Origin of the sequence: Brachybacterium sp. ACRRE, from assembly GCF_022346485.1 — a bacterium.
Classification (GTDB): Bacteria; Actinomycetota; Actinomycetes; order Actinomycetales; family Dermabacteraceae; genus Brachybacterium; species Brachybacterium halotolerans.
In genome coordinates this window covers 1-20,369 of sequence record NZ_JAKRMO010000055.1, presented here as the reverse complement: position 1 = coordinate 20,369, position 20,369 = coordinate 1, and the positions used below count along the sequence as shown (strand labels likewise).

Annotated in this window: 19 protein-coding genes and 2 pseudogenes; 14 read left to right on the top strand and 7 right to left on the bottom strand. The window is 67.2% G+C overall.

Translation table 11 applies throughout. From position 1 onward, the window contains the following. Window positions 1–21 precede the first annotated feature (21 nt). The 4 genes from MHY49_RS14645 to MHY49_RS14630 all read right to left on the bottom strand — a co-directional run bounded on the left by MHY49_RS14645 (window position 22) and on the right by MHY49_RS14630 (window position 5,652). On the bottom strand, window positions 22–1,791 hold the full coding sequence (locus MHY49_RS14645; RefSeq protein ID WP_239205283.1) for a helicase: 1,770 nt from the start codon (window positions 1,789–1,791) through the stop codon (window positions 22–24). A 212-nt stretch (window positions 1,792–2,003) separates the two neighbouring features. Beyond that, a complete protein-coding gene (locus MHY49_RS14640; protein ID WP_239205281.1) occupies window positions 2,004–3,416 on the bottom strand; it encodes an aldehyde dehydrogenase in 1,413 nt (470 codons plus the stop codon). Next, window positions 3,413–4,210, bottom strand: coding sequence for a carboxymuconolactone decarboxylase family protein (locus tag MHY49_RS14635; RefSeq protein WP_239205279.1), 798 nt, complete (start codon window positions 4,208–4,210; stop codon window positions 3,413–3,415). Before MHY49_RS14635 ends, MHY49_RS14640 begins: the two co-directional genes overlap by 4 nt. 77 nt (window positions 4,211–4,287) lie before the next feature. Further along, window positions 4,288–5,652, bottom strand: a complete 1,365-nt coding sequence (locus tag MHY49_RS14630; RefSeq protein WP_239205277.1) for an MFS transporter — start codon at window positions 5,650–5,652, stop codon at window positions 4,288–4,290. Window positions 5,653–5,892: 240 nt separating this feature from the next. Here MHY49_RS14630 and MHY49_RS14625 point away from each other — a divergent pair, with 240 nt between their 5' ends. The 6 genes from MHY49_RS14625 (at window position 5,893) to MHY49_RS14600 (ending at window position 10,051) form a co-directional block, all read left to right on the top strand. Next, complete coding sequence (locus MHY49_RS14625) at window positions 5,893–6,687, top strand: N-acyl homoserine lactonase family protein (RefSeq protein WP_239205275.1); 795 nt, start codon at window positions 5,893–5,895, stop codon at window positions 6,685–6,687. A 9-nt stretch (window positions 6,688–6,696) separates the two neighbouring features. Next, window positions 6,697–7,614, top strand: a complete 918-nt coding sequence (locus tag MHY49_RS14620; RefSeq protein ID WP_239205273.1) for an NAD(P)-dependent oxidoreductase — start codon at window positions 6,697–6,699, stop codon at window positions 7,612–7,614. Continuing rightward, window positions 7,611–8,021 carry a cupin domain-containing protein gene (locus MHY49_RS14615; RefSeq protein WP_239205271.1) on the top strand — a complete coding sequence of 137 codons (411 nt, stop codon included), beginning with the start codon at window positions 7,611–7,613 and terminating at the stop codon, window positions 8,019–8,021. Before MHY49_RS14620 ends, MHY49_RS14615 begins: the two co-directional genes overlap by 4 nt. After that, window positions 8,011–8,409, top strand: a complete 399-nt coding sequence (gene pcaC / locus MHY49_RS14610) for a 4-carboxymuconolactone decarboxylase (protein WP_239205269.1) — start codon at window positions 8,011–8,013, stop codon at window positions 8,407–8,409. The genes MHY49_RS14615 and pcaC overlap by 11 nt, the downstream gene beginning before the upstream one ends. Next, a complete protein-coding gene (locus tag MHY49_RS14605; protein ID WP_239205267.1) occupies window positions 8,402–9,331 on the top strand; it encodes an NAD(P)-dependent oxidoreductase in 930 nt (309 codons plus the stop codon). Before pcaC ends, MHY49_RS14605 begins: the two co-directional genes overlap by 8 nt. A 75-nt stretch (window positions 9,332–9,406) precedes the next feature. Then, window positions 9,407–10,051 carry a GntR family transcriptional regulator gene (locus MHY49_RS14600; RefSeq protein ID WP_239205265.1) on the top strand — a complete coding sequence of 215 codons (645 nt, stop codon included), beginning with the start codon at window positions 9,407–9,409 and terminating at the stop codon, window positions 10,049–10,051. 124 nt (window positions 10,052–10,175) lie between these two features. On the opposite strand, the gene MHY49_RS14595 is transcribed toward MHY49_RS14600, so the two are convergent. Further along, window positions 10,176–11,258: a LacI family DNA-binding transcriptional regulator gene (locus MHY49_RS14595; protein ID WP_239205263.1), complete on the bottom strand. Its 1,083-nt coding sequence runs from the start codon at window positions 11,256–11,258 to the stop codon at window positions 10,176–10,178. Between the two features lie 206 nt (window positions 11,259–11,464). Here MHY49_RS14595 and MHY49_RS14590 point away from each other — a divergent pair, with 206 nt between their 5' ends. The 5 genes from MHY49_RS14590 to MHY49_RS14570 are packed head-to-tail and all read left to right on the top strand — an operon-like array spanning window position 11,465 to window position 16,889. After that, window positions 11,465–12,748 (top strand): ABC transporter substrate-binding protein, encoded by a 1,284-nt coding sequence (locus tag MHY49_RS14590; protein WP_239205261.1) that lies wholly within the window; start codon window positions 11,465–11,467, stop codon window positions 12,746–12,748. A gap of 33 nt (window positions 12,749–12,781) precedes the next feature. Beyond that, a complete protein-coding gene (locus MHY49_RS14585; RefSeq protein WP_239205259.1) occupies window positions 12,782–13,669 on the top strand; it encodes a carbohydrate ABC transporter permease in 888 nt (295 codons plus the stop codon). Further along, the gene (locus tag MHY49_RS14580) at window positions 13,666–14,565 is read left to right on the top strand and encodes a carbohydrate ABC transporter permease (RefSeq protein ID WP_239205257.1); all 900 of its coding nucleotides are present in this window, start codon (window positions 13,666–13,668) and stop codon (window positions 14,563–14,565) included. Before MHY49_RS14585 ends, MHY49_RS14580 begins: the two co-directional genes overlap by 4 nt. Then, entirely contained in the window at window positions 14,562–15,713 is a 1,152-nt protein-coding gene (locus tag MHY49_RS14575) for a Gfo/Idh/MocA family oxidoreductase (protein WP_239205255.1), read from the top strand. Before MHY49_RS14580 ends, MHY49_RS14575 begins: the two co-directional genes overlap by 4 nt. Before the next feature lie 30 nt (window positions 15,714–15,743). Beyond that, on the top strand, window positions 15,744–16,889 hold the full coding sequence (locus MHY49_RS14570; RefSeq protein WP_239205253.1) for an FAD-binding oxidoreductase: 1,146 nt from the start codon (window positions 15,744–15,746) through the stop codon (window positions 16,887–16,889). Between the two features lie 259 nt (window positions 16,890–17,148). On the opposite strand, the gene MHY49_RS14565 is transcribed toward MHY49_RS14570, so the two are convergent. Beyond that, the gene (locus MHY49_RS14565) at window positions 17,149–17,415 is read right to left on the bottom strand and encodes a hypothetical protein (protein ID WP_239205251.1); all 267 of its coding nucleotides are present in this window, start codon (window positions 17,413–17,415) and stop codon (window positions 17,149–17,151) included. Between the two features lie 50 nt (window positions 17,416–17,465). On the opposite strand from MHY49_RS14565, the pseudogene MHY49_RS19400 reads away from it, so the two are divergent. From MHY49_RS19400 to MHY49_RS14560, 3 genes and pseudogenes are all read left to right on the top strand, one after another. Then, window positions 17,466–17,687, top strand: a pseudogene (locus MHY49_RS19400) (hypothetical protein); the annotation flags it as partial. Continuing rightward, a complete protein-coding gene (locus MHY49_RS19395; RefSeq protein ID WP_370646168.1) occupies window positions 17,671–17,889 on the top strand; it encodes a hypothetical protein in 219 nt (72 codons plus the stop codon). The pseudogene MHY49_RS19400 and the gene MHY49_RS19395, both read left to right, overlap by 17 nt. Continuing rightward, a pseudogene (locus tag MHY49_RS14560) lies at window positions 17,861–18,796 on the top strand (GntP family permease). The gene MHY49_RS19395 and the pseudogene MHY49_RS14560 overlap by 29 nt, the downstream one beginning before the upstream one ends. On the opposite strand, the gene MHY49_RS14555 reads toward MHY49_RS14560, so the two are convergent. Then, the coding region (locus MHY49_RS14555; RefSeq protein WP_255719980.1) for an alpha-L-arabinofuranosidase C-terminal domain-containing protein at window positions 18,750–20,369 on the bottom strand (1,620 nt) is incomplete at its 5' end. The pseudogene MHY49_RS14560 and the gene MHY49_RS14555 overlap by 47 nt on opposite strands.

Below are 20,369 nucleotides of genomic sequence, written 5' to 3'. Positions count from 1 at the left end.
CCTCTCGTCGATGTGGCGGTGTCAGGCTCCGTCCTGGGTCAGACTCCCCGCCGGCAGCCAGTCCGCCCCGAGCAGCTGCGCGACGTCGGCCAACTGCTCGGTGTCCCCGCCCACGGTGTCCGACGCCGCAGCGATGCGCTCCACCATCACCTTGCTGACCTGCTCCTCCACGGTGTCCTGCGCATAGGCGATGTGCCAGGGCGAGACCTGGTGGTCGCGGTGGGTGCGGCCGGTGACCTGCCGACCCGCGATGCCCGAGAAGCGGGCCTGGTGGAAGACGCCGACGCGCGGTTCGGTGCTCGCCTGCTCGCCGCCGGGGAGCTGCTCGCCGGCGTGCAGGCTGATCGAGGCGACCGAGGTGAACACGCAGACCTTCGCCTCGCCCCGCTGGAATCGCAGCCGTTCGGCCTCGACGTCGAAGCGGTCCCGTCCGAAGATCGTCGCGACCTCCAGGCCCGCATCCTGCAGACGCTCGGTGATCGGGTCAGCGGCAGTGCCCACGAACTCGACCGAGCACGCCACCTGGCGCTCCGCCTCGACCTGCTGGGCGATCCAGGCGACCGTGGAGTCGACGCGGATCAGCCCGGCCTTCTGGCGGAATCGCAGCAGGGCCGCGCGGCCCTTCGCGGTGTTGCGTCCGCGCCGGGCCAGGTCCATCTCACGGCAGAACTCGCCCCATTCGGCCTCGTACGCGGAGCGCTCGGCCTGCGTGAGCGCCACCGGCATCCCCGAGATCGGCACGGGCCCCCAGGGCGCGGCGCGGTGCAGCATGGCGGGCGGCTGCGCGTCCTCGAGCCAGGTGCGCACTCGCGCAAGATCCTCAGCCCGGCGTGCAGGGTCCGTCGTCCACGTGGCGCCATAGCGCCCTCGCTCCAGGCCGATCCCGTGGCGCTCGAGCGCATCGGCGAAGGACGCGTCGGTCTTCGAAGCCGAGGTCCACGCCTTCATCGGTTCGTCGTGCACCTGCGCGTAGGCCGGAGCGAGATAGGGGAGCTCGAGGGGCGTGTGGCCGGGCGTCGCGGTCGTCGCGATGACGAACGGCGCGGCATCATGCGACCTTGCATGTCCCGAGATCTTCGCCCAGAGCTTCCACCGCTTCGTCGTGGTGCGGCGCAGGGCGTGCGCCTCGTCGGCGATGATCACGTCCCAGTCGTAGTCGGAGACCTTCTCGAGGCGGTCCCAGGTGATGACGACCCACTCGAGGCCGCTGTCGCCGAGCGCCGTGATGGTCCGGCACCAGTGGCCGATCGTGATCGCCGCCGGACGGTCCGCCACCACCAGCACGCGCTGAGCGTCGCGCAGAGACCCCACCGCGCTCGCGCCCAGGACCGCGGAGATCGTCTTGCCGACACCCGGCTCGTCCGCCAGCAGGAACTGCCGGCCGCCCGCCGCGGCGCGCTCGGCGATCGCGTCGGCCGCCTCGTACTGGTTCTGCCGGGGCTCGAAGCCCTCAGAAGGTTCGGGGATCGGCGCGGGGGAGTCGGTGTTGAGGGTGTTCTCGAGGAAACGACCCAGGGTGTGTGGGCCAGGTGCGTAGGGCGCGAGGTGCGCAGGGAGGGTCCGGCCGACGTGCAGGTGCATCCGGACGGCGGGATGCCAGGACGCGCCCTCGACCTGGGTGCCGTAGGGGACGTCGAGGACCCAGAGGCGCTCGCCGGGGCCGACGAAGGGGAGCTCGCGCTGGGAGCCCCTGCTCCGCGAGCCGCCAGAGGACTTCCGACGAGTCGATCCGCTGCTGCGGCGGGAGGATCCGCTGCGCCGACGGGTGGTGGAACGATGGGAGGTGGGCACGGAGAAACTCTAGTGATAAGTGGAGGGAGGAGTGGGAACCGTCGGGGGCCACGTGGGGCACGCGAACACTCTGGGGCGCACTACCAGCGTGGGCAGATGATGCGGTGAGGGGGCGAACTCACCGATAACTTTATATTGCGGGTGAGTAGTCAGTCCCCGATTGGGCCGCATCTGCGAGTGACCGCCGCAATGGCCGATTGCCCGGAGGGCGTTCAGAGTCGCATGATCACGCTCTTCATCTGCGAGTAGTGGTGCAGGGCCTCGATCCCCTTCTCGCGTCCATACCCCGAGGCCTTGCATCCGCCGAAGGGTGTCTCGACCGCGCCGGTCACCCAGGTGTTGACCCCGATCTGGCCGGCTTCGATGCGCTCGGCGACGCGGAAAGCTCGGGAGATGTCCTGGGTGAACACGGCACCGACGAGGCCGAAGTCCGAATCATTTGCGAGGCGCAGAGCTTCGTCCTCGCCGGAGAATGGGGTCGTCACCAGCACGGGCCCGAAGATCTCCTCGCGGACCAACTTGTTGTCCGGCGCGACGTCCGGATAGACGGTTGCGGGCACGTAAGCCCCTGAGGACGGATCCCGGTTCTCGATCCTGCCGCCGACCGAAGGGGTGAGCCCACTCTGGTGTGCCTCGGTCAGGTATCCCTGCACGGTGCGGAACTGCGGCCACGTGATCATCGGGCCGTAATCCCGGCCTGGGGACTTCTCGCGCACCAGCTCGGAGACCCGCTCGACGAAGCGGTCGTGGATGGTGTCCTGCACCAGGAGACGGGTACCGGAGGAACAGACCTGCCCTGCGTTGCCCACGAACGCGCGGACCGCTTCTTCGGCCGCGCGGTCCAAGTCCGCATCGTCGAACACGATGCACGCGCTCTTGCCACCCAGCTCGAGGGTTAGCGGGATCAGCCGGTCGGCGGCGATCTGTCCGATCGCGCGTCCCACGCCCACGCTCCCAGTGAAGGCGACTTTCCGCACCCGCGGGTCCCGTACGATCGCCTCTCCGACGACCGATCCCGATCCGCACACGACGTTCAGGACCCCCGAGGGCAACCCGCACCCCTCAGCGATCTGAGCGAGCCGAACCGTGGACTGGGAGGTGACCTCGGCCGGTTTGCACACGAGAGTGTTCCCGGTAGCGAGCGCAGGGGCGATGGCCCGCGCCGCCTGGTTCAACGGCAGGTTCCACGGGGTGATGACACCGACCACACCGAACGGCTCTCGCTTGGTGTACACGTGCTGGTCCCTCGCGACGTCCAGGACGTCACCGACCGGCAGGTTCACGAGCGTGCCGTAGAACTCGAAGTACTGCGCGGAGATCTCGATCTCCGCGGCGGCGGTCGCCGGGGTCTTCCCGGTGTCCGCGATCTCGATCGCGGCGAGCTCCTCGCTCTGCTCGCGGATACGATCCGCGATCGCACGGAGGATGCGTCCCCGCGTCGGCCCGTCGAGCCAGCGCCAGTCTGCAGCCGCTCGGGATGCGGCCTCGGTGGCTAGCGCGACCTCCTTGGCACTGCCGACCGCGACCCGGACGTGGACGCTGTTGTCCACGGTGCCGCGGATGTCGTGGTGGTCCCGTCCGAGAACCGTTGTGCCATCGATCCAGTGGTCGACCACAGTGCTCATGCCTGGCCCTCCTCATCGCTCGCAGCGTTCTGCTGCGGGGTATCCGTGTTCGTGAGTTCGACCAGAGCCGGGGCCGCGGTCAGTGGCCCGTGGATACCGAGCGTGGACGCGATCTCCATGACTTCGAGGATCTCTCCCGCGGTGGCGCCGTATCCAAGGGCGTTCTTGATGTGCAGGCGCAGCCCCGGCTCGTACAGGTGGGTGGCAGCAGTGTCGAACGCGATGTAGATCAGTTCCTTCACCTTGGGGGACAGCGGCCCGGAGCGCCAAGGCACCGAGGAGAACTCCACGTATGCCTCGAACATGTCAGGCGCAAGGCGGAGAATGTCCTCCCAGAATTCGTGCCAGTAGCCGCGGGTCCGGGTGAACTCCGCCTTCAGCTCCTGTTGATGACCGTCTAGGGATGCCTCGTCGTCGAGACCGGCGACGCGAAGCTCCTCCACCAGGATCGGCACTCCGATGTTCATGGCGTGGATACCGAGGGTCGCGATCAGCTCGAGCACCTCGGTGAGCTCTTCACGGGTCGCCCCGAGCTCGAGCGCTCGCTTCAGATGAGGTTCGACGCCCGCGGCGAATAGGTGCGTGGCATTGGCGTCGACGGCCAGGAAGATCAGCTCCTGGACCTTCGGCTCCAGGTGCCCGGAGCGTGAGGGAATTGTGCTCAGCTTCCGGTAGGCGTCCAGGAACGTCGGATCCAGGCTGCCGACCGCCTCCCAGGAGGGGGACCACGTGCCCCTGTCCTGGATGAAGCGCTCCCGAGCCATCTCGAAGCTGATCGTGTTGTGCGTGCCCATCAGAGACTCCTTCTGTGTGCTGGGTAAGGATTCAGGGGCAGCGGCCCGCGAGACCGAGTGAGCGGACCGCGGCACCGTCACTCCTCGGTGAAATCGACGTCCTTGGTCTCCGGTCCGAGCAGTCCGCCGAGCCCGCCGAGAAGACCGCCGATCACCAGCAGTGCGCAGACTGCGGCTGTCGGTGCCATGAACTTCTCGAGGCCGCCGAGGTAGAAGGCGTAGAACGAGGGCAGTACCACCGAAGCGCTGAAGGCGAGGCCGAAACCGGACGCTCGGACGCCGGTGTGGAACCTCTCGGTGATGTAGGGAAGGACCACGCCCCACGGCGAGGTGACGATGATCGTGAAAATCGTGACCAGAACGGTGATCCACAGCCACGAGCTGCCAGCGCTGTTCATGAGCAGAATCATCAGGGCGGAGCCGAGCACGGCGATGGTGGGTCCGATGATGACGAAGAACCGTCGACGGCCGATCTTTTGAGCGATGAGTCCGGAGGCGATGTAGCTGAAGATCAGGAAGAAGTAGGCGACCAGAAGAGTCGTGGTCAGCTGGGTACCGTCGAGCTGGAGGGTCCCCGGCAGCACTGAGGCTGGCAGCAGCAGCGTGACGATGTTCTGCGTCAGCCAGAAGCCCGACATCAACAGGAAGACCTGCAGGAAATTTTTCAGTGTGTCTCCGCGGAAGATTTCGACCAAGGGAGAGGACTCGGTTCCCTCGCTGACGTTCCAGATCTCCGACTCAGAGACGCTTCGCGCGTAGTACAGCGCAAGACAGCCAGCGAGTGCGGCGCCGATCACGAACGGGATCCGCCAGCCCCACTGGGAGTAACTCGAATCCGCTCCGCCGACCGTGAAGACCGAGAACGAGGCGAGCCCGAGCAGGTTGATCACGATGTAGGCAGCCGGGAACGCGGCGAGGACCACTCCACCGAGCAGTCCACGACGCGATTTCGGCGAGTACTCCATGGCCAGCGGCAGGGCTCCCGTGTAGCCGCCGCCAAGACAAATTCCGTCCAGCAGTCGGAGCAGGATCAGGATCCAGAACGAGGCGATTCCGATCTGTGCGTAGCTGGGGATGAGCGCGATCAAGAGCGTGCAGATCCCGAATCCGCTCACCGAGATGATGGTCGTCCGACGGCGTCCGGCCCGATCGGCCATGTGTCCGAAGATCGCAGCACCGATTGGCCTGCCTACCAGGGTTGTCACGAAGACGAGCGAGGTCAGCAACGTATCGAGTGCCGGGTTCAGACTGGCCGGGCGGAAGTAGAGGATTGCCGGCGTGAGGATCACGGTCGGCAGATAGATGTCGAACATATCGACGAACTCCGCGTAGACCGCTCCACGTGTTGCCGCCTTGCGCTTGTGCTCTGTCGAGGCGTCCTGACCCGCAGATCGCCGCAGAGCGGATCGGGGGGCGCTGGCCGATGCCGAGTCAGTGGTCATGGCGCGTTCTCTCCTTTGAGTGGTTGTCAGACACTTTTGCCTGACATTGCATCGCTGTCAAGGCCTGGTCGCGATCGACGTGTGGCAGCGACAGGAGATGGCGCGCAACCTCGCTATCAATGCTGGTCGCGCGGATGCATCTTGCAGTTCGCGCCACGTGCGACGACATCCGTCGTCAATGATGGAACGTCTTGCGCGCGAGAATATTGTCAGACATACTGGCTCGCGGAGGTGGTCCCGATGACGGAGAACTACGAGGTCCTGGCGCTCAGATACGCGTCGCGGATGACCGTGCGCTCGGAGGTCTACCTGAACCATCACCTGTACGGGGAGCCCGACGAGCCGGTCCAGATGGACTACTACGTCTGGGTGATCCGAGGGCATGACACGACCATCGTGGTCGACTCGGGATACAGCCTCGAGGGCGGCCGGAATCGTGCCCGCGGGCATCTCGAGCACCCGACGACGCTCGTGCGACGGGCCGGCGTCGATCCCAGCGCTGCGCAGCTCCTCGCGATCACACACGCCCACTACGACCACATCGGCAACCTCGTCGACTACCCGAACGCCCGCATCGTCATCTCCGGTTCCGAGTTCGCGTTCTGGAACGGCCCGACGGCCGACCGGATCCTGTTCCACCACTCGGTCGAGGACGCCGAGCTGCAGCACCTGCGAACACTGCAGGAGGCCGGCCGCCTCGACCGGTTCCACGGCAGCACCGCCCTGGCTCCCGGGATCGAGATGACCGAGGTCGGAGGCCACACCCACGGGCAGTCGATCATCACCGTCCCGACCACGGAGGGGATGGTGGTGCTCGCGAGCGACGCCGCGCATTACCTCGAGGAACTGGACCGCGACCGTCCCTTCGTGATCGTCGACGATCTCGACCGGATGTACCGGGGGTTCGATCACCTGCGATCCCTGGCCCGAGACGGCGCGATCGTGGTCCCTGGCCACGACCCCTGCGTCATGCACGAGCACACACCCCTGGAGGGAGACCTCGAGGGATGGGGAATCCGGATCGGCACGCTGTGAGGAGCGCACATGAGTGAGACCGCGACCTTGGGCTTCATCGGCCTCGGCAATATGGGGGGCCGCATCTCCCGCCGGCTCGTGGACGGAGGATTCACCGTCCATGGCCACGACCCGAAATCTCCTCCGCCCCCAGGGGTGACGCCGGGCGCGAGCGCCGCGGAGGTGGCCCGGGCATCGGACGTCGTGCTGCTCTCCCTTCCCTCTTCGCGCGTGGTCGAGGCGGTGCTGCAGGGAGAGGGCGGGCTGCTCGAGAACGCCGGCGAGGGCACGATCATCATCGACTTGAGCACGTCGGAGCCCGCCTCGACGCGAGCGCTCGCGGAGGAGGCCGCGCAGCGGTCGATCGCCCTGCTCGATGCCGGGATCTCAGGCGGCGCCGCCCGTGCCGAGCAGGGCGATCTGACCCTCATGGTCGGGGGTGACGCCGCGGTGATCGAGAGCCTCGACTCCGTCTTCGCCCCGTTCGCCACTCATGTCCACCGCGTCGGGGACTCGGGCGCCGGCCACACGGCGAAGCTGCTGAACAACTTCCTGAACGCGATCGCGCTCTCGGCCACCTCGGAGATCATGGTCGCCGCGCGCAAGGCTGGGCTCGATCTCCACGTGCTGCTCGAGGTCCTGAACACCAGCTCGGGCACGAACTTCGCCACCCAATCCCGGTTCCCGAAGATCGTCGACGGCGACTACCTCAAGGGTGGTCTCTCCAACGCCCTGATGATGAAGGACGTCCTGGCCTACGTCGGCCTGCTCTCGGATCTCGGCGTGGCCAGCCCGAACTCCGCGGCGCCGATGGCCGCCTTCGGATCCGCCCTCCAGCTCGGCTACGGGGACGCGATCAGCAACTCCGTGGTCGACGCGATCGGAGACCTCTCGGGTGGCGTCCGGATCCATGATGCCCACCCCGACACGGGAAGGAACAGCAAGTGAAACTCATCCACGGCACACAGCAGGAGGGTCGCGGGTCCAAGCCCGGGTCGCAGTTCACCGGCGACGTCAACAACTACATGGTGATGAGACGGACCGACGGGGTCACCATCAACACCGTCGCCTTCTCCCCCGGCGCTCGCACCTACTGGCACAGCCACGAGAACGGACAGATCCTCCAGGTCCAGTCCGGTGAAGGCTTCGTCGCGACCGACGCGGACGGTGTCCGGATCCTGCGCCCTGGCGACACCGTCTGGTGCCCGCCGGGAGAACGCCACTGGCACGGAGCCAGCCCGGACACCTTCCTCGTGCACGTCGCGATCTCGCTGGGGCAGACGAGCTGGGCCGAGGAAGTGACGCAGGGTGAGTACGAGGACGGGACGAAAGGACGGGACGAAAATGACCGTTGAGGACAGCGGACGGTCGATCTACGACCAGGGTATGCAGATGCGACGGTCCGTGCTCGGGGCTGAGCACGTGGAGCGCTCGCTCGCCAGGGCCAGCGAGTTCGCCCGGCCGATGCAGGAACTGGTGACCGAGTACTGCTGGGGTGCGGTGTGGTGTCGCCCCGGGCTCGAGCGCCGCGATCGCAGCCTCATCAACGTGGCGATGCTGGCAGCGCTCGGACGCCACCACGAGCTCGCGGTGCACGTGCGGGGAGCGCTGACCAACGGCGTCACCGTCGAGCAGATCCAGGAGGTCCTGCTGCAGTCGGCCATCTATGCGGGCGTGCCCGCAGCGATGGAGGCCTTCCGGGTCGCCGAGGAGACGATCGAGAAGGAGCAGTCCGGTGAGTGATCCGCGAACCGATGGGGGAATGTCCTCCGACGTTGCAGGTGACGACGGGACGATGGACCTCCGCCTTGCCGTCGTCGGGCTCGGGCATATGGGCCTGCCGATGGCGACCCACCTCGTCCGCGGCGGCTACCGCGTCGCGGGATACGACGTCTCCGAAGCGGCTCGGGAGAGCTTCGCGCACGACGGCGGCACTCCGCACAGTGACCTCTCCGAGGCGATCGCCGGATCCGACGTGGTCCTGCTGTCCCTGCCCAACTCCCGGATCGTGGAGTCCGTGGTTCACGAGATCCTCCCGGACCTCGCCGCCGGGACGGTCGTCGTCGACATGAGCTCCTCCGAACCGACCTCGACCACGAAGCTTGCGGCCGAGCTCGATGAGCGTCGGGCAACGCTCGTGGACGCCCCGGTCTCCGGCGGGGTGATCCGCGCGAAGGACGGCACCTTGACGATCATGGTCGGGGGCGACGCCGCGGTGATCGTCCGGCTCGAGCCGATCTTCGCGCTGCTCGGCACGGCCCAGCGGGCGGGCGACGTCGGGGCCGGTCACGCTGCGAAAGCTCTGAACAACCTGATGTCCGCGACGCACCTGCTGATCAGTGCCGAAGCGATCGAGACCGGCGAGCGGTTCGGGATCGAGCCCGAGGTCCTTGTGGAGCTGGTGAACACCTCGAGCGGCCGCAGTGGCTCCACCCAGACCAAATACCCCAAGCACATCCTCCCCGGCACTTACGACTCGGGGTTCAGCCTGGCACTGCTGCTGAAGGACATGCGCATCGCGACGGCCCTGGGTCACGAGCTGGGCTCGGACGTCTCGCTCGGGGACGCTGCCGCCGCGTTGTGGGCGAAGGCCGCCGAGGAGCTCCCCGAGACCGCCGACCACACGGAGATCGCCCGCTGGGTGCATGATCGGACCAACCGGTAGGATCTGTCTGACGATCAACCGACCGGGAAGGGAGCGCTCATGTCCCAGGTAGCAGACTCCCGCGCGGATGCGGCAATGCTCCACCCCGAGTCGGTGCGCTCCCGTGTGACAGGGGAGATCCGGACAGCGATCCGCAGCCTGCATTTCGCCCCCGGTCAGCGCCTGGTCGAGCGGGAGCTGGTTGAGACCTACGGCGCCTCCCGCGCGACAGTCCGCGAGGCCCTACAGGCGCTCGCGAGTGAAGGCCTGGTCACCATGGTTCCTCAGCGCGGCGCGCTCGTGGCCAAGCCATCGCCGGATGATGCCCAGGACATGTACGAGATCCGCAGCATGCTCGAAGGCATGCTGGTCCGGAAGTTCTGCGAGAGGGCCTCGCAGTCCCAGAAATGGCGACTGCGAGTGGCTGTGGCGGAGTTCGGGGAGACAGTCGAGGCCGGCGCCCCGGTCTCCGAGGTGATCACGGTCAAGGATCGCTTCTACGAGGTACTCCTTGAGGGCGCGAACTCCACGGTGCTTCGTCAGACGATCGGCTCTGTGCACGCCCGGGTCGCCGCCTTGCGCGCGACCTCGCTGACCTCGCCCGGCCGCGGGCCGCTCTCGGTCGAGGAGCTGAGCGCCGTCGCCGACGCCGCGATCGTCGGCGACGTCGAGGCGGCAGTTGCCGCGAACACCCATCATCTGAAGATGGCGGCGGGGGCTGCGCGGATCGGGGAGGGCTGAGGGAAGGCGGACGATCGATCACGGACCGGCGTCTACCTCTGACGACGCGCAGTCGTTCGGGTGAGTCGGCCGGGATGGAGTTTCCCAGCGGCGCGCAGCCGGAGCGGCGTCAACCCCGAACTCGTCACGAGTCGCGGTAGGCGTCGTGATCCGCGCGTGCGGCGCCGATCGAACGTCGCTGAATGAGGTGGGCGACCAGCGCGGGATGCGTCGCGGGGGTGCGACCGGCCATCGCATCTAGCAGCAGTCCGGCTGCGGCTTTCGCTGCCTCGAGCACGGGCTGGGAGACGACGGTGAGAGGCGGAGAGACCAGGCCGGCCCACGGCGGGTCGTCGAACACGGCTACAGACACGTCGTGCGGGACGGAGATGCCGAGCGACTGGAACTCCTCGAGGGCGGCGACGGCGATGACCGCATCGGAGGCTAACAGGGTCGTCACGGGCCGGTCGCCCGTGACGAGATCTCGGACGTGGCGGCGGATGTTCTCGTCGTCGCGTGCCCCCATGCGGACGTTCTCCGGCTGCAGGGCGAGGTCATGCCGCTGTAACGCGTGATCGACCGAGAAGAGTCGGCGCCCCACCGGAGTGTGGGCGATCGGTGCATCCTTATTCCACTCCACTGAGGGGTGGGACAGAGTCGAGACGAAACCGATCCTTTGATGCCCGGCGGCTACGAGCGTGTCGGTGAGTTCGCGTGCTGCATCCTCCACGTCAACGACGACCGACGGGGCCCTCACACCTGGAGCATCGCGGTCGAACAGGACCAGGGGCCGACCAGCATCGATCAGGGTCTGCAGGTGCGGGAACGACGGGGCGATCGCCGGAGCGACGAGATAGCCATCCATGCGTTTGGCCTCTAGGGCACGGACCGCCTCCATCTCTCGGTCGGGTGACTCACCGGTGTTCATGAGGACGACGTCGTACCCCGCGTCCTGGAGGATGTCGGAGATTCCCCGCACGCTGAGGGCGAAGAAGGGATTCTCGATGTCTCCGACGACCACGCCGACCGACTGCGATCGGCCGGTGGAGACGCTCCTGGCCAGGCTGTTGGCGCGGTAGCCGAGCGCATCGGCGGCTGCTTTCACACGAGAGTGCAGGGCATCGCTGACTGCGCCGTAGCCGCCGAGGGCCCGCGCGGTCTGGGCCCGCGAGACGCCGGCGCGTTTAGCGACATCACCGATCGTGACATCGCGGTGCGCTGGGGTCATGGGCTCCAGTCCCTTCCTTGACGGCCGTCAGGGTTCCCTCTACAGTACAGGACACATCAGAACTGAGACCGGTCTCAATTACTCAGATGCGACCGGTCTCGGACAGGGAAGGGCCGTAAGGGCGACTCCCGTGCGTGTGCGTTCGTCAGCATCGTTGCTCGAACGTCTCGCGCAATGTGATCTCTCCGAGGAAAGGTCGATTCTCCATGGCGACCCGACGTGGTGTCCTTGCCGCTCTCACGGCGGGTGCGGCCGCGCTCGCCGTGCCATCCTGTACGTCCGGCGGCGACGCTGATTCCACGCTCACTGTCCTGCACAAATGGCCGGAGGGTGAGCACAAGGCATTCTTCGAACACCTGCGCAAGACCTTCGAGAAGCGTCATCCCGGGACGTCAGTCGAGATGGTCGCGGTACAGGACGATCCCTACAAGCAGCGAATTCAGGTGCTGACCGCCGCGCGAACCCTACCCGACGTCTACTTCCTGTGGCCGGGAAGCTACGGGGAGAAGTTCGCGAAGGCAGGTCTCACCTATGACCTCACAGACGCCATGTCCGGCAAGTGGGCGAACTCGCTCTCCCCGAGCGCGGTGGATGCCTACACGTACGAGGGCCGCAAGTACGCGGTGCCGATCAGCATGTCCGGGAAGTACATGGTGTGCAACACCGCGATGTTCGAGAAGCACGGGGTCGATATCCCGGAGACCTTCGAGGGCCTGCTCTCCGCCTGTGATCAGCTACGTCAAGCCGGGGTCCATGCTCCGATCGCCATGGGGAACCAGCCCATGTGGCCGGGCGTCCACTACCTGACGTCGCTGGTGGCCAAACTCGTCCCGAAGGACGAATTCACGCGAGATCTCGATCCGACCACGGCTCGTTATTCCCACCCGGGGTACATTCAGGCGTTCGACCATCTGGGCAAGCTCGCCGACCGAGGGTTCACACCCTCGGCGAACGGGATCAGCAGTGACAGCGCGAAGGCTGCGTTCCTCAACGGCCAGTCAGCTATGATGTACAGCGAAACCAATCAGTTCTCCACCTTCCGGGAGCAAAACGGAGCGCCCGCAACCATCGCCAAGAACTGGGACTTCTTCCCGTTCCCCTCGATCCCTGACGGCGATGGCGACGATCACTCGCTGACCGGAGCTCCCGACGGGTTCGCCATCAACCCCGACAGCTCGAAGAGCGAGCTCGCCGTGGACTTCCTGCGGCTGATCACGTCTCCCGAGATGGCGGCGTCGATGCTGTCCATGCGCGACCGCCCCTCCGTCGTCGTCGGATCGGACAAGCGCGTAAAGGACGTCCAACCGCAGCTGAGTGAGGCGTTGGAAGACCTCGAGAGCGTCAAGAACTTCAACATCTGGCTGGACATGGAAGCCCAGCCCCAGGTCGCCCAGGCGTGGCTGACCGCAGGACAGACTGCGATCGATGGCTCACGTGCCCCCGAACTGATCCTTCAAGACCTCAAGGAGGTCTCCGATGCGCTGCGCTGAAAGCCCGAGACTCGCGAGCGGACGAGGGGGCCGATGATGATCACGAAATCACCACGCCGAGCCCTGCTGTGGATCGCTCCGGCGCTGATCCTCGTCCTCGCCCTGATGTACGTGCCGCTGGTGCAGAACTTCCGCCTTAGCTTCTACGACTGGTCGATTTTCGACCAGGAGATGAACTTCGTCGGGCTCAAGAACTACCGGCAAGCGCTCGCAGACCCGTTCTTGGGAACAGCGCTGCGCAACAACATCGCGTATGCGGCGGTCTCGGTCGTCATCCAGGTCGGATTCGGTCTGGTGCTGGCAAGCCTGCTGGACCGTTTCGCCAAGGGGAGGCTCCAAGCGTTCCTGCGTAGCGTGTACTTCCTGCCGGCCACCATCTCCATGACGGTCACCGGTGTGCTGTTCACCTTCGTCTACGACCCCGAAGCCGGCATCCTCAACTCGGCACTGGGCGCCGTCGGCCTGGAATCCTTGACCCGGGCGTGGCTCGCCGAGCCGAGCACGGCGATGGGCTCGATCATCGCGATGAGCCAATGGCAGTGGACGGGATACATCACGGCGCTGCTGCTCGTCGCGATCCAGCGCATTCCCTCTGAGTACTACGAGGCAGCCGCTCTCGACGGTGCCGGGCCGGTACGACAGTTCGTCTCCGTCACGGTGCCACTGACCCGGGAGATGGTCGCGATCCTCTCGCTGGTGACGGTCTCCAACGCGCTTCTGCTGTTCAACGAGGTCATCGTCATGACCAACGGCGGCCCGAACAACTCCACCCAGGTGCTCGGCACGATCGTCTACCAGAACGCCTTCGTCAACGACCGCATGGGCTACGCCGCGACCATGTCGACCCTGGTGCTGGTGCTGACCATGGGTCTGGGCGTGGCCCAGATGATCTGGACTCGTCGGAAGAGGGTTTCGCTATGACCACCACAGCTTCGACCCCCACCCGTCTCAAGCCGGGCACGTCCCACCCCGGCGGTCGCCCCGTCCGCGGTGCTTCCCTGTCGTCCCGCCTCGTTCGGATCATCGTCTGGGTGGTGCTCATCCTGATGGCGATCGGCGTGCTGTACCCGCTGTTCTGGATGGTCTCCTCCTCGTTCAAGTCGAGCGCCGAGATCTTCGGGAGCCCGTGGGCGCTGCCCACCTCACTGTCCTGGGAGAGCTTCGCGACCGCGTGGGAAGAGGGGGTGTTCCAGTACTTCGTGAACTCGACCCTGATCACCGTGGGGTCACTGGTGCTGGTGCTGGCTCTGGGAACGGCTGCCGCCTTCGCCCTCACCAAGCTGCGCCTGCCCTTCGCGGCCCCGATCAGCCTGCTGATCCTCGGCGGCATGATGATCTCGCCGACGATGATCCTGGTGCCGGTCTTCCAGCTGATGACCGCCGTGCACCTGCACGACACGTTGATCGGGATGGTCCTGGTCTACACCGCCTACCGGTTGCCCTTCACCATCTTCTTGATCCGCGCCTACATGATCACGCTTCCGGATGAGGTGATCGAGGCATCGATGATCGATGGCGCCTCGTTGCTCCAGATCTTCTGGCGCATCATCATCCCGCTGTGCCGTCCCGTGCTGGTCAGCGCCGGTCTGGTCTACGTGCTGTTCGCGTGGAACGAGTTCCCGTTCGCCCTGGTGCTGCTCAACGATCCGTCGCTGAAGACGCTCCCGGTGGGGCTGCTGGACTTCAAGAGCGCGCTGCAGACGGACTGGTCGGTCCTGTTCGCCGGGATCACCCTCGCGGCCCTGCCGATGATCGTCCTGTTCATCGCCGCACAGCGCACCTTCGTACGCGGCTTGGCGGACGGGATGGGCAAATGACCCCTCCTCGCGACGTAGAACCGGCCACCTTCACCGAGACGGAGAACTCCATGGCGGATGCCCCTCCCACCACACCACCCGACACCCGGCCACTGCGCACGGCGATTCTCGGATACGGCGTCTCCGGCCGCTACTTCCACGGAGCGTTCCTGCGCGTGGATCCGTATTACGACGTCACCGTGATCGCTACCGCGAACCCGGAGCGAGCCGAGCAGGCGCGAGCGGATCACCCTCGGGCGACGGTGATCGATGACCCGCGCACGGTCGTCCAGCACGCCACGGAGCTCGACCTCGTCGTGGTCTGCACGCCGCCCAAGACGCACGTGGAACTGGCCCAGCTCGCCCTGCGTGCGGGCCTGGACGTCGTGGTCGACAAACCCTTGGCCCCCAGCAGCGCCGAAGGGGCCGAGCTGATCGCCGAGGCGCGAGCTCTCGGGCGGCGCTTGACCGTGTTCCAGAACCGCCGGTACGACGCCGACTTCCTCGCACTCCAGGATCTTCTCGACGACGGTGCCCTCGGGAGCGTGCATACCTTCGAATCCCGCTTCGAATGGTGGAAGCCCTCCGGTGAACGCAGCTGGAAGGCAACGACGACTGTCGCCGACGGCGGCGGGATCCTCTTCGACCTGGGCCCCCACCTCATCGATCAAGCGATGCAGCTGTTCGGACCGGTCACGTCGTTCGCAGCCTCCCTGCGCTCGGTGCGAACCGGTGAGATTCCGCAGGAGACGGACATGGAGCCCCCGGAGAATGTGGCGCACCTGCGCCTGACCCATGCCGACGGAGTGGAGTCCCAGCTGACCATGTCCAGCCTCGCCGCCATCGAAGGGCCGCGATTCCACGTCTCCGGTACAGAGGGCGCATGGCGCACGTACGGCAAGGACCCGCAGGAAGCCGCCCTACGCGCTGGGACATCCCCCGACGCCCCCGGCTTCGGTCGCGAGAGCGACGAGCAGAGGGGAGAGCTGAGCACGGGTGCCGAGACCTCCCGGACGGCGCCCCGAACCGGCGACTACGGCCGCTTCTACCGCGAGCTCGCCACCGCTCTGCCTTCCGGGGGCCCGCTCCCGGTGGACCCCCAGGACTCGGTCGACGTCTTGCGCCTCATCGAGACCGCCCACAACCTTTCCCCGGACCACGACCACTGATCCCCGTCACTTCTCACCAGATTGGACATCATGACGACTACCACTCCGCCTGCCGGAACCGACCACACCACCCCCACCACCGCGCTCGTGCTCGGTGGTGGCGCGCTGGGCGTCTCGATCGCCACTCACCTGGCGCGGGCAGGCGCTCGGGTCACCCTCGCCACCTCCGGTGAACTGTGCGACGGCGCCTCCGGCCGCTCGCTGTCCTGGCTGAACTCCGCCGGCGACCGCAGCCCTGCCTACCACGCACTGCGCGTGCTGGGAGTCGACCGCTACCGCACGCTGTTCGCGGCGGGTCCATCGCGCGACTGGCTGCGCTTCACCGGCGGCCTCTGGTGGGGAGACGAGGGGGACCGCGAGGGGACCCATGCTCGACACGCGGACGAAGTGGCTCGCGGCTATGACTCCCACCTGCTCACTCGGAAGGACGTCGCCGGCGTGTTCCCCGGGGTGAACGCCGAGGCCACCGCGGAGGAGTCGATCTGGAACCCGGGGGAGGGGTGGGTCTCGCTTCCCCATCTCGTGGACCATCTGGCCACCGAACTGCGAACGCTCGGAGGCACGATCCGTACACAGCTCGGCGAGTGCTCGCTCCTGGTGGAGGACGGACGTGCAGCCGGGATTCGTGACGCCTCCGGCGCGGAGCTCCGGGCAGACGCGGTGGTCGTCGCCTGCGGCGCCGGGACGTCCGCCGTCATGGCAGGTGCCGGGGTCGACATCCCCGATGGTTCACCACTGGCCATGCTCGTCACCACGGAGCCGTCCGACGCCCAGGCCCCCGTACTGAACACTCCGCGGGCCGCGATGCGCCCGAACCCCGGGGGGACCTTCTGCGTGGACCACGACTGGTACGTCGACCAGATCGTGGAGCACGAGGACGGCCACTGCACGATCGACGAATCGGTCGTGACGGAACTGCTCGCGGAGGCATCTCGCCTGCTCGCCGACGGCACCCCTCTGAAGGCCGGGACGTGGGCGAGCGGACGCAAGCCCATCCCGGCCGACGGGCAGCCCGTGCTCGGAACGGTGGGACAGCTGCCCGGCAGCTACGTCGCCTTCACCCACTCCGGCGCGACGCTCGCCCTCATCATCGGCGACCTGATCACGCACGAGGTCATGAGCGGAAGCCGGCATCCGCTGCTGGAGTCGTTCTCCCCGGATCGCTTCACCGCATGATCGAGCCGAGGCGGCGGCAGTGACCGCGCCCAGGCTCCCCGGATCGGCATGATGCGCTCCAAGCGGTCCGTGACGCTGAGCTGGTAGCCGTCTGGCTGTGGTTGACCATGACGTCATGCCTCCGGACCGCTGAGCGCATCGCCTCGTGCCATGTACTGCGTCCCGGAGGCGAGCCCTGGAGCCCAGCCCGATCCGAGAACGATCAGCCGCGGAGCGACGCCTGATTAAGCTCCAGGACCCCGGGGGCAACCCTCGGACGTCACCGGGGGTGATCGGCTGTCCCCGGGGCGATAGCGCGCGTCGACTGCGTACCCAAGAGGACGTAATAGGCGGCTACGCCGTCCGTCAACGTGATCATGACCGGATCCACTCCGTCGATCTCGTGGTGATGCCCGGCGACGACCAGATCCGTGCCCGCGGGCAGGTGCCGGGTGGTGCGCACGGCCATGATCGCCGGCGGCGACGAAGTGCGCACCGGCGCGCGGTCGACCGCGGCGTGGACGCTTAGCGGAGTCTCGACGCCCATGAAGTGGTACGGCCAGTAGATCGCGGCATAGGACCCGGAACAACTCGAACATGGCCATTCCCTCGCAGGGTGTCCCAGGTGATGGGGTTCTCGGCGCGATCCTTACGGCGACCGTAGGAGCCTCTCGGATCGCAGACGGGTTCGTGGGCAACCGTTACCGAGCGGTCATCCCGATCACGCTGAGAGTCGCCGCGCTCGGGGTCAGGCTGCCGAACCTCTTCGGCGTCTGCTTCGTAATGCTGATTCCACTCGCGTATGCCGTTGCGCGGCGCACCAAATCCCCCCCCCCTGCTGTTCGTCGGGCTCCCGCTCACGGCGGGTCTGTATGTGGCCCACGGTCTCCTGCCTCCCCACCCGTCGCCCACCGCGGCGGTCGGGGCCGTCCACGCCGGTTTCGGTATGACGGACCTATCCGGCATCATCATCGAGATCCCACGCTGCTCGTGTGCGGAGTCCTGCTGGCCAACCGCCTGAAGTCCTGCTTCGGGGAGCAGATCGATCTGGACGGAGGCTCCGCCGCGCCGCACCCGAGTTGTCCGACACCCGCCCCTCGTTCGCACTGTCCCTGTTCGTCGTGCTACTGGTGCCCGTGCTGCTCGTCAACGGCAGCGTGGGGGAGGGGCACACTGTCGAGAGCAGCGCGCTCGGCGTCCTGATGCGCCTGCTCGCCAACACCGACCTGGTGCTGATCGCCTCCGTCGTCGTCGCACTCGTGACCCTCGTGCTCTCTGCCGGACTCAAGCTCGGTGGTCTCCAATCGGTCGCCGGCGGAGCGCTGAAGACGATCGGCTCGGTCATCCTCATCATCGGTGCAGGCGGAGCCCTGGACGAGATGCTCACCGCCACGGGCGTCGCGGACGTCATCGTCGACGCGGCCCAGCGCTGGAATATCTCCCCGCTGATCCTGGCGTGGGCACTCGCCGCGCTCCTACGCACCGCCCTCGGATCGGCGACGGTGGGGTCGGTCACCGCTGCTGGGATTGTCTAACCCCTGTCCACCGGCGGCACGACCTCCCCGGAACTCCTCGCCCTCGCTGCCGCCTCGGGATCGGTCATGCTGTCTCACGTCAACGACTCCGGCTTCTGGCTCTTCAAGAAGTACTTCCAGCTCAGCGTGAAGCAGGCCTTCAAGACTTGGACGCTCCAGCTCTCGCCGGAGCCGGTGATCGAGCTGGTTGGAGTGCTGATCCTGTCAGTATTCGTGTCGGCGGGAGGCCACATCAGCACAAGGGCGTGCGCACCGAGAAGTAGCGGAATCGGGAAACCCGGACCCGGCGCCTGTATGACGCCGGGTCCGGGCTACCTGGACGTTACTCACCCGTCGTCGAGGGCCCTCACACCTTCCACTCGAGCACACTCACCGAGTGCGCCGGCGCCGTGAACCTCCCGCCCTCCAGATCCACCGACCGCTCCCGCAGCGCGACGGTCCCCGGGGCCTCGATCGTGTTCACCGCGAACAGGTCCTCGACCCCGTCGCCGAGGCTGTGCACCGTGACGGGCCCGGCCACGAGCTCGCCCTCGACGCTCAGCACCGCCTCGATGTCCTGATCGGCCGAGCGGTTGATGAGCGCGAGATAGCGGCGCGACCCGTCGGCCGACGCGCTTGCGCTGACATCCAGCAGCGCGACGGGCGTGAGCACGTCGACGCACTGCGCTTCGCCGCCCCAGCCCTGCTCGTGGCGCACGGGCAGGGTCACGGCGGGGCCGGTCACCGATGCCCGCAGGGGCCGGGTGCCGAAATGGTTCAGGTACAGGTCCCACACGTGGAAGGTCACCGACTTCACCAGGCCGCCCTCGCGCACGGCGAGCAGGGCGTTGGCGTTGACGAGGTTGACGGTGTTCGCCATGGTCACTGGCACGCGGTTGCCGGCGGTGCGGTGGATCGCGTGGAAGACGCCCGCGTAGAACAGGGCGTCGGCGAGCGTCCTGGGGGAGTAGCGGTTGACCTTCCAGCCGACCTCGCCGGCGACGCCGGGAGCGTCGGCCGGACCGGAGGTGTCGCGGGGCGCGACGGCGCCGTCGGCGCCCGGCTGCGGCTCGGGCCAGCTGCGCGGCTCGTAGTGGCGCATGTTCCACTCGTCGAAGGCGATCTGCAAGGGGCTGGTGATGCCGTGCCTGTCCGCCGCGGCGGCGACCTTCTGCGAGAAGCCCTGCAGCACCTGCTCCATGTGGACCGCCTGGGCGACGATCGCGTCGAACTCCTCGCGGCTGGGATCCACCAGGTGAAAGCCGGCGCCGTAGGCGTGCACCGAGAACCAGTCGGTGAGCTCGCCGAGCTCGCGCACCACCACGTCCGTCCAGCGGTCGTCGTCGAGCCCCACGCACACGAAGCGGATCGATCCGTCCACGGCGCGCATGAAGCGGGCGTGCTCACGGGCGTCGTGCGCGTACTGCTCGGCGCTGCGATGGCCCATCTGCCAGGGCCCAAAGACCTCGTTGCCGATGCCCCAGATCGGGACGGGACGCGGGGAGTCGAGGCCGTCGGCCGCTCGTCGACGGGTCATCGCGGTGTCGCCCGCGTGGTTGCAGTACTCGACCCAGCGCGCGGCGTCCTCGACGCTGCGGCAGCTGTGGGCGAGGTACGGGGTCGCGCCGGTCGCCTCGCACCAGGCGAGGAACTCCGGGGTGCCGAACCTGTTGGTCTCCTCCGACCCCCAGGCGAGCTCGAGCCGGCGCGGGCGCTCGTCCCGCGGCCCGGTGCCGTCCTGCCACCAGTAGGCCGACGTGAAGTTCCCACCCGGCCAGCGCACCACCGGCACGCCCAGCTCGCGGCAGGCGTCGATCACGTCCTGTCGGCAGCCGTCGAGCGGGCCGTCGCCGGTCACCGAGAGCGGCGAGCCCTCGTCGAAGACGCCGCCCTCGATGTTCCCGAAGAAGGCGGACTCGAGGAAGTGGCCGTAGATCTTGGAGTCGAGGGCTGGGGAGGTGGGGGTGGGGGTGAGAGCGATCTGGGC

What these genes read in the sequence shown, in the direction of transcription:
- MHY49_RS14595 (WP_239205263.1), bottom strand. Translation starts at nt 11,258, where the DNA reads ATGACCCCAGCGCACCGCGATGTCACGATCGGTGATGTCGCTAAACGC.
- MHY49_RS14635 (WP_239205279.1), bottom strand. Translation starts at nt 4,210, where the DNA reads ATGGGCACGCACAACACGATCAGCTTCGAGATGGCTCGGGAGCGCTTC.
- MHY49_RS14640 (WP_239205281.1), bottom strand. Translation starts at nt 3,416, where the DNA reads ATGAGCACTGTGGTCGACCACTGGATCGATGGCACAACGGTTCTCGGA.
- MHY49_RS19395 (WP_370646168.1), top strand. Translation starts at nt 17,671, where the DNA reads ATGCCGTTGCGCGGCGCACCAAATCCCCCCCCCCTGCTGTTCGTCGGG.
- MHY49_RS14565 (WP_239205251.1), bottom strand. Translation starts at nt 17,415, where the DNA reads ATGGGCGTCGAGACTCCGCTAAGCGTCCACGCCGCGGTCGACCGCGCG.
- MHY49_RS14575 (WP_239205255.1), top strand. Translation starts at nt 14,562, where the DNA reads ATGACCCCTCCTCGCGACGTAGAACCGGCCACCTTCACCGAGACGGAG.
- MHY49_RS14590 (WP_239205261.1), top strand. Translation starts at nt 11,465, where the DNA reads ATGGCGACCCGACGTGGTGTCCTTGCCGCTCTCACGGCGGGTGCGGCC.
- MHY49_RS14620 (WP_239205273.1), top strand. Translation starts at nt 6,697, where the DNA reads ATGAGTGAGACCGCGACCTTGGGCTTCATCGGCCTCGGCAATATGGGG.
- MHY49_RS14580 (WP_239205257.1), top strand. Translation starts at nt 13,666, where the DNA reads ATGACCACCACAGCTTCGACCCCCACCCGTCTCAAGCCGGGCACGTCC.
- MHY49_RS14630 (WP_239205277.1), bottom strand. Translation starts at nt 5,652, where the DNA reads ATGACCACTGACTCGGCATCGGCCAGCGCCCCCCGATCCGCTCTGCGG.
- MHY49_RS14585 (WP_239205259.1), top strand. Translation starts at nt 12,782, where the DNA reads ATGATGATCACGAAATCACCACGCCGAGCCCTGCTGTGGATCGCTCCG.
- MHY49_RS14600 (WP_239205265.1), top strand. Translation starts at nt 9,407, where the DNA reads ATGCTCCACCCCGAGTCGGTGCGCTCCCGTGTGACAGGGGAGATCCGG.
- MHY49_RS14570 (WP_239205253.1), top strand. Translation starts at nt 15,744, where the DNA reads ATGACGACTACCACTCCGCCTGCCGGAACCGACCACACCACCCCCACC.
- pcaC (WP_239205269.1), top strand. Translation starts at nt 8,011, where the DNA reads ATGACCGTTGAGGACAGCGGACGGTCGATCTACGACCAGGGTATGCAG.
- MHY49_RS14625 (WP_239205275.1), top strand. Translation starts at nt 5,893, where the DNA reads ATGACGGAGAACTACGAGGTCCTGGCGCTCAGATACGCGTCGCGGATG.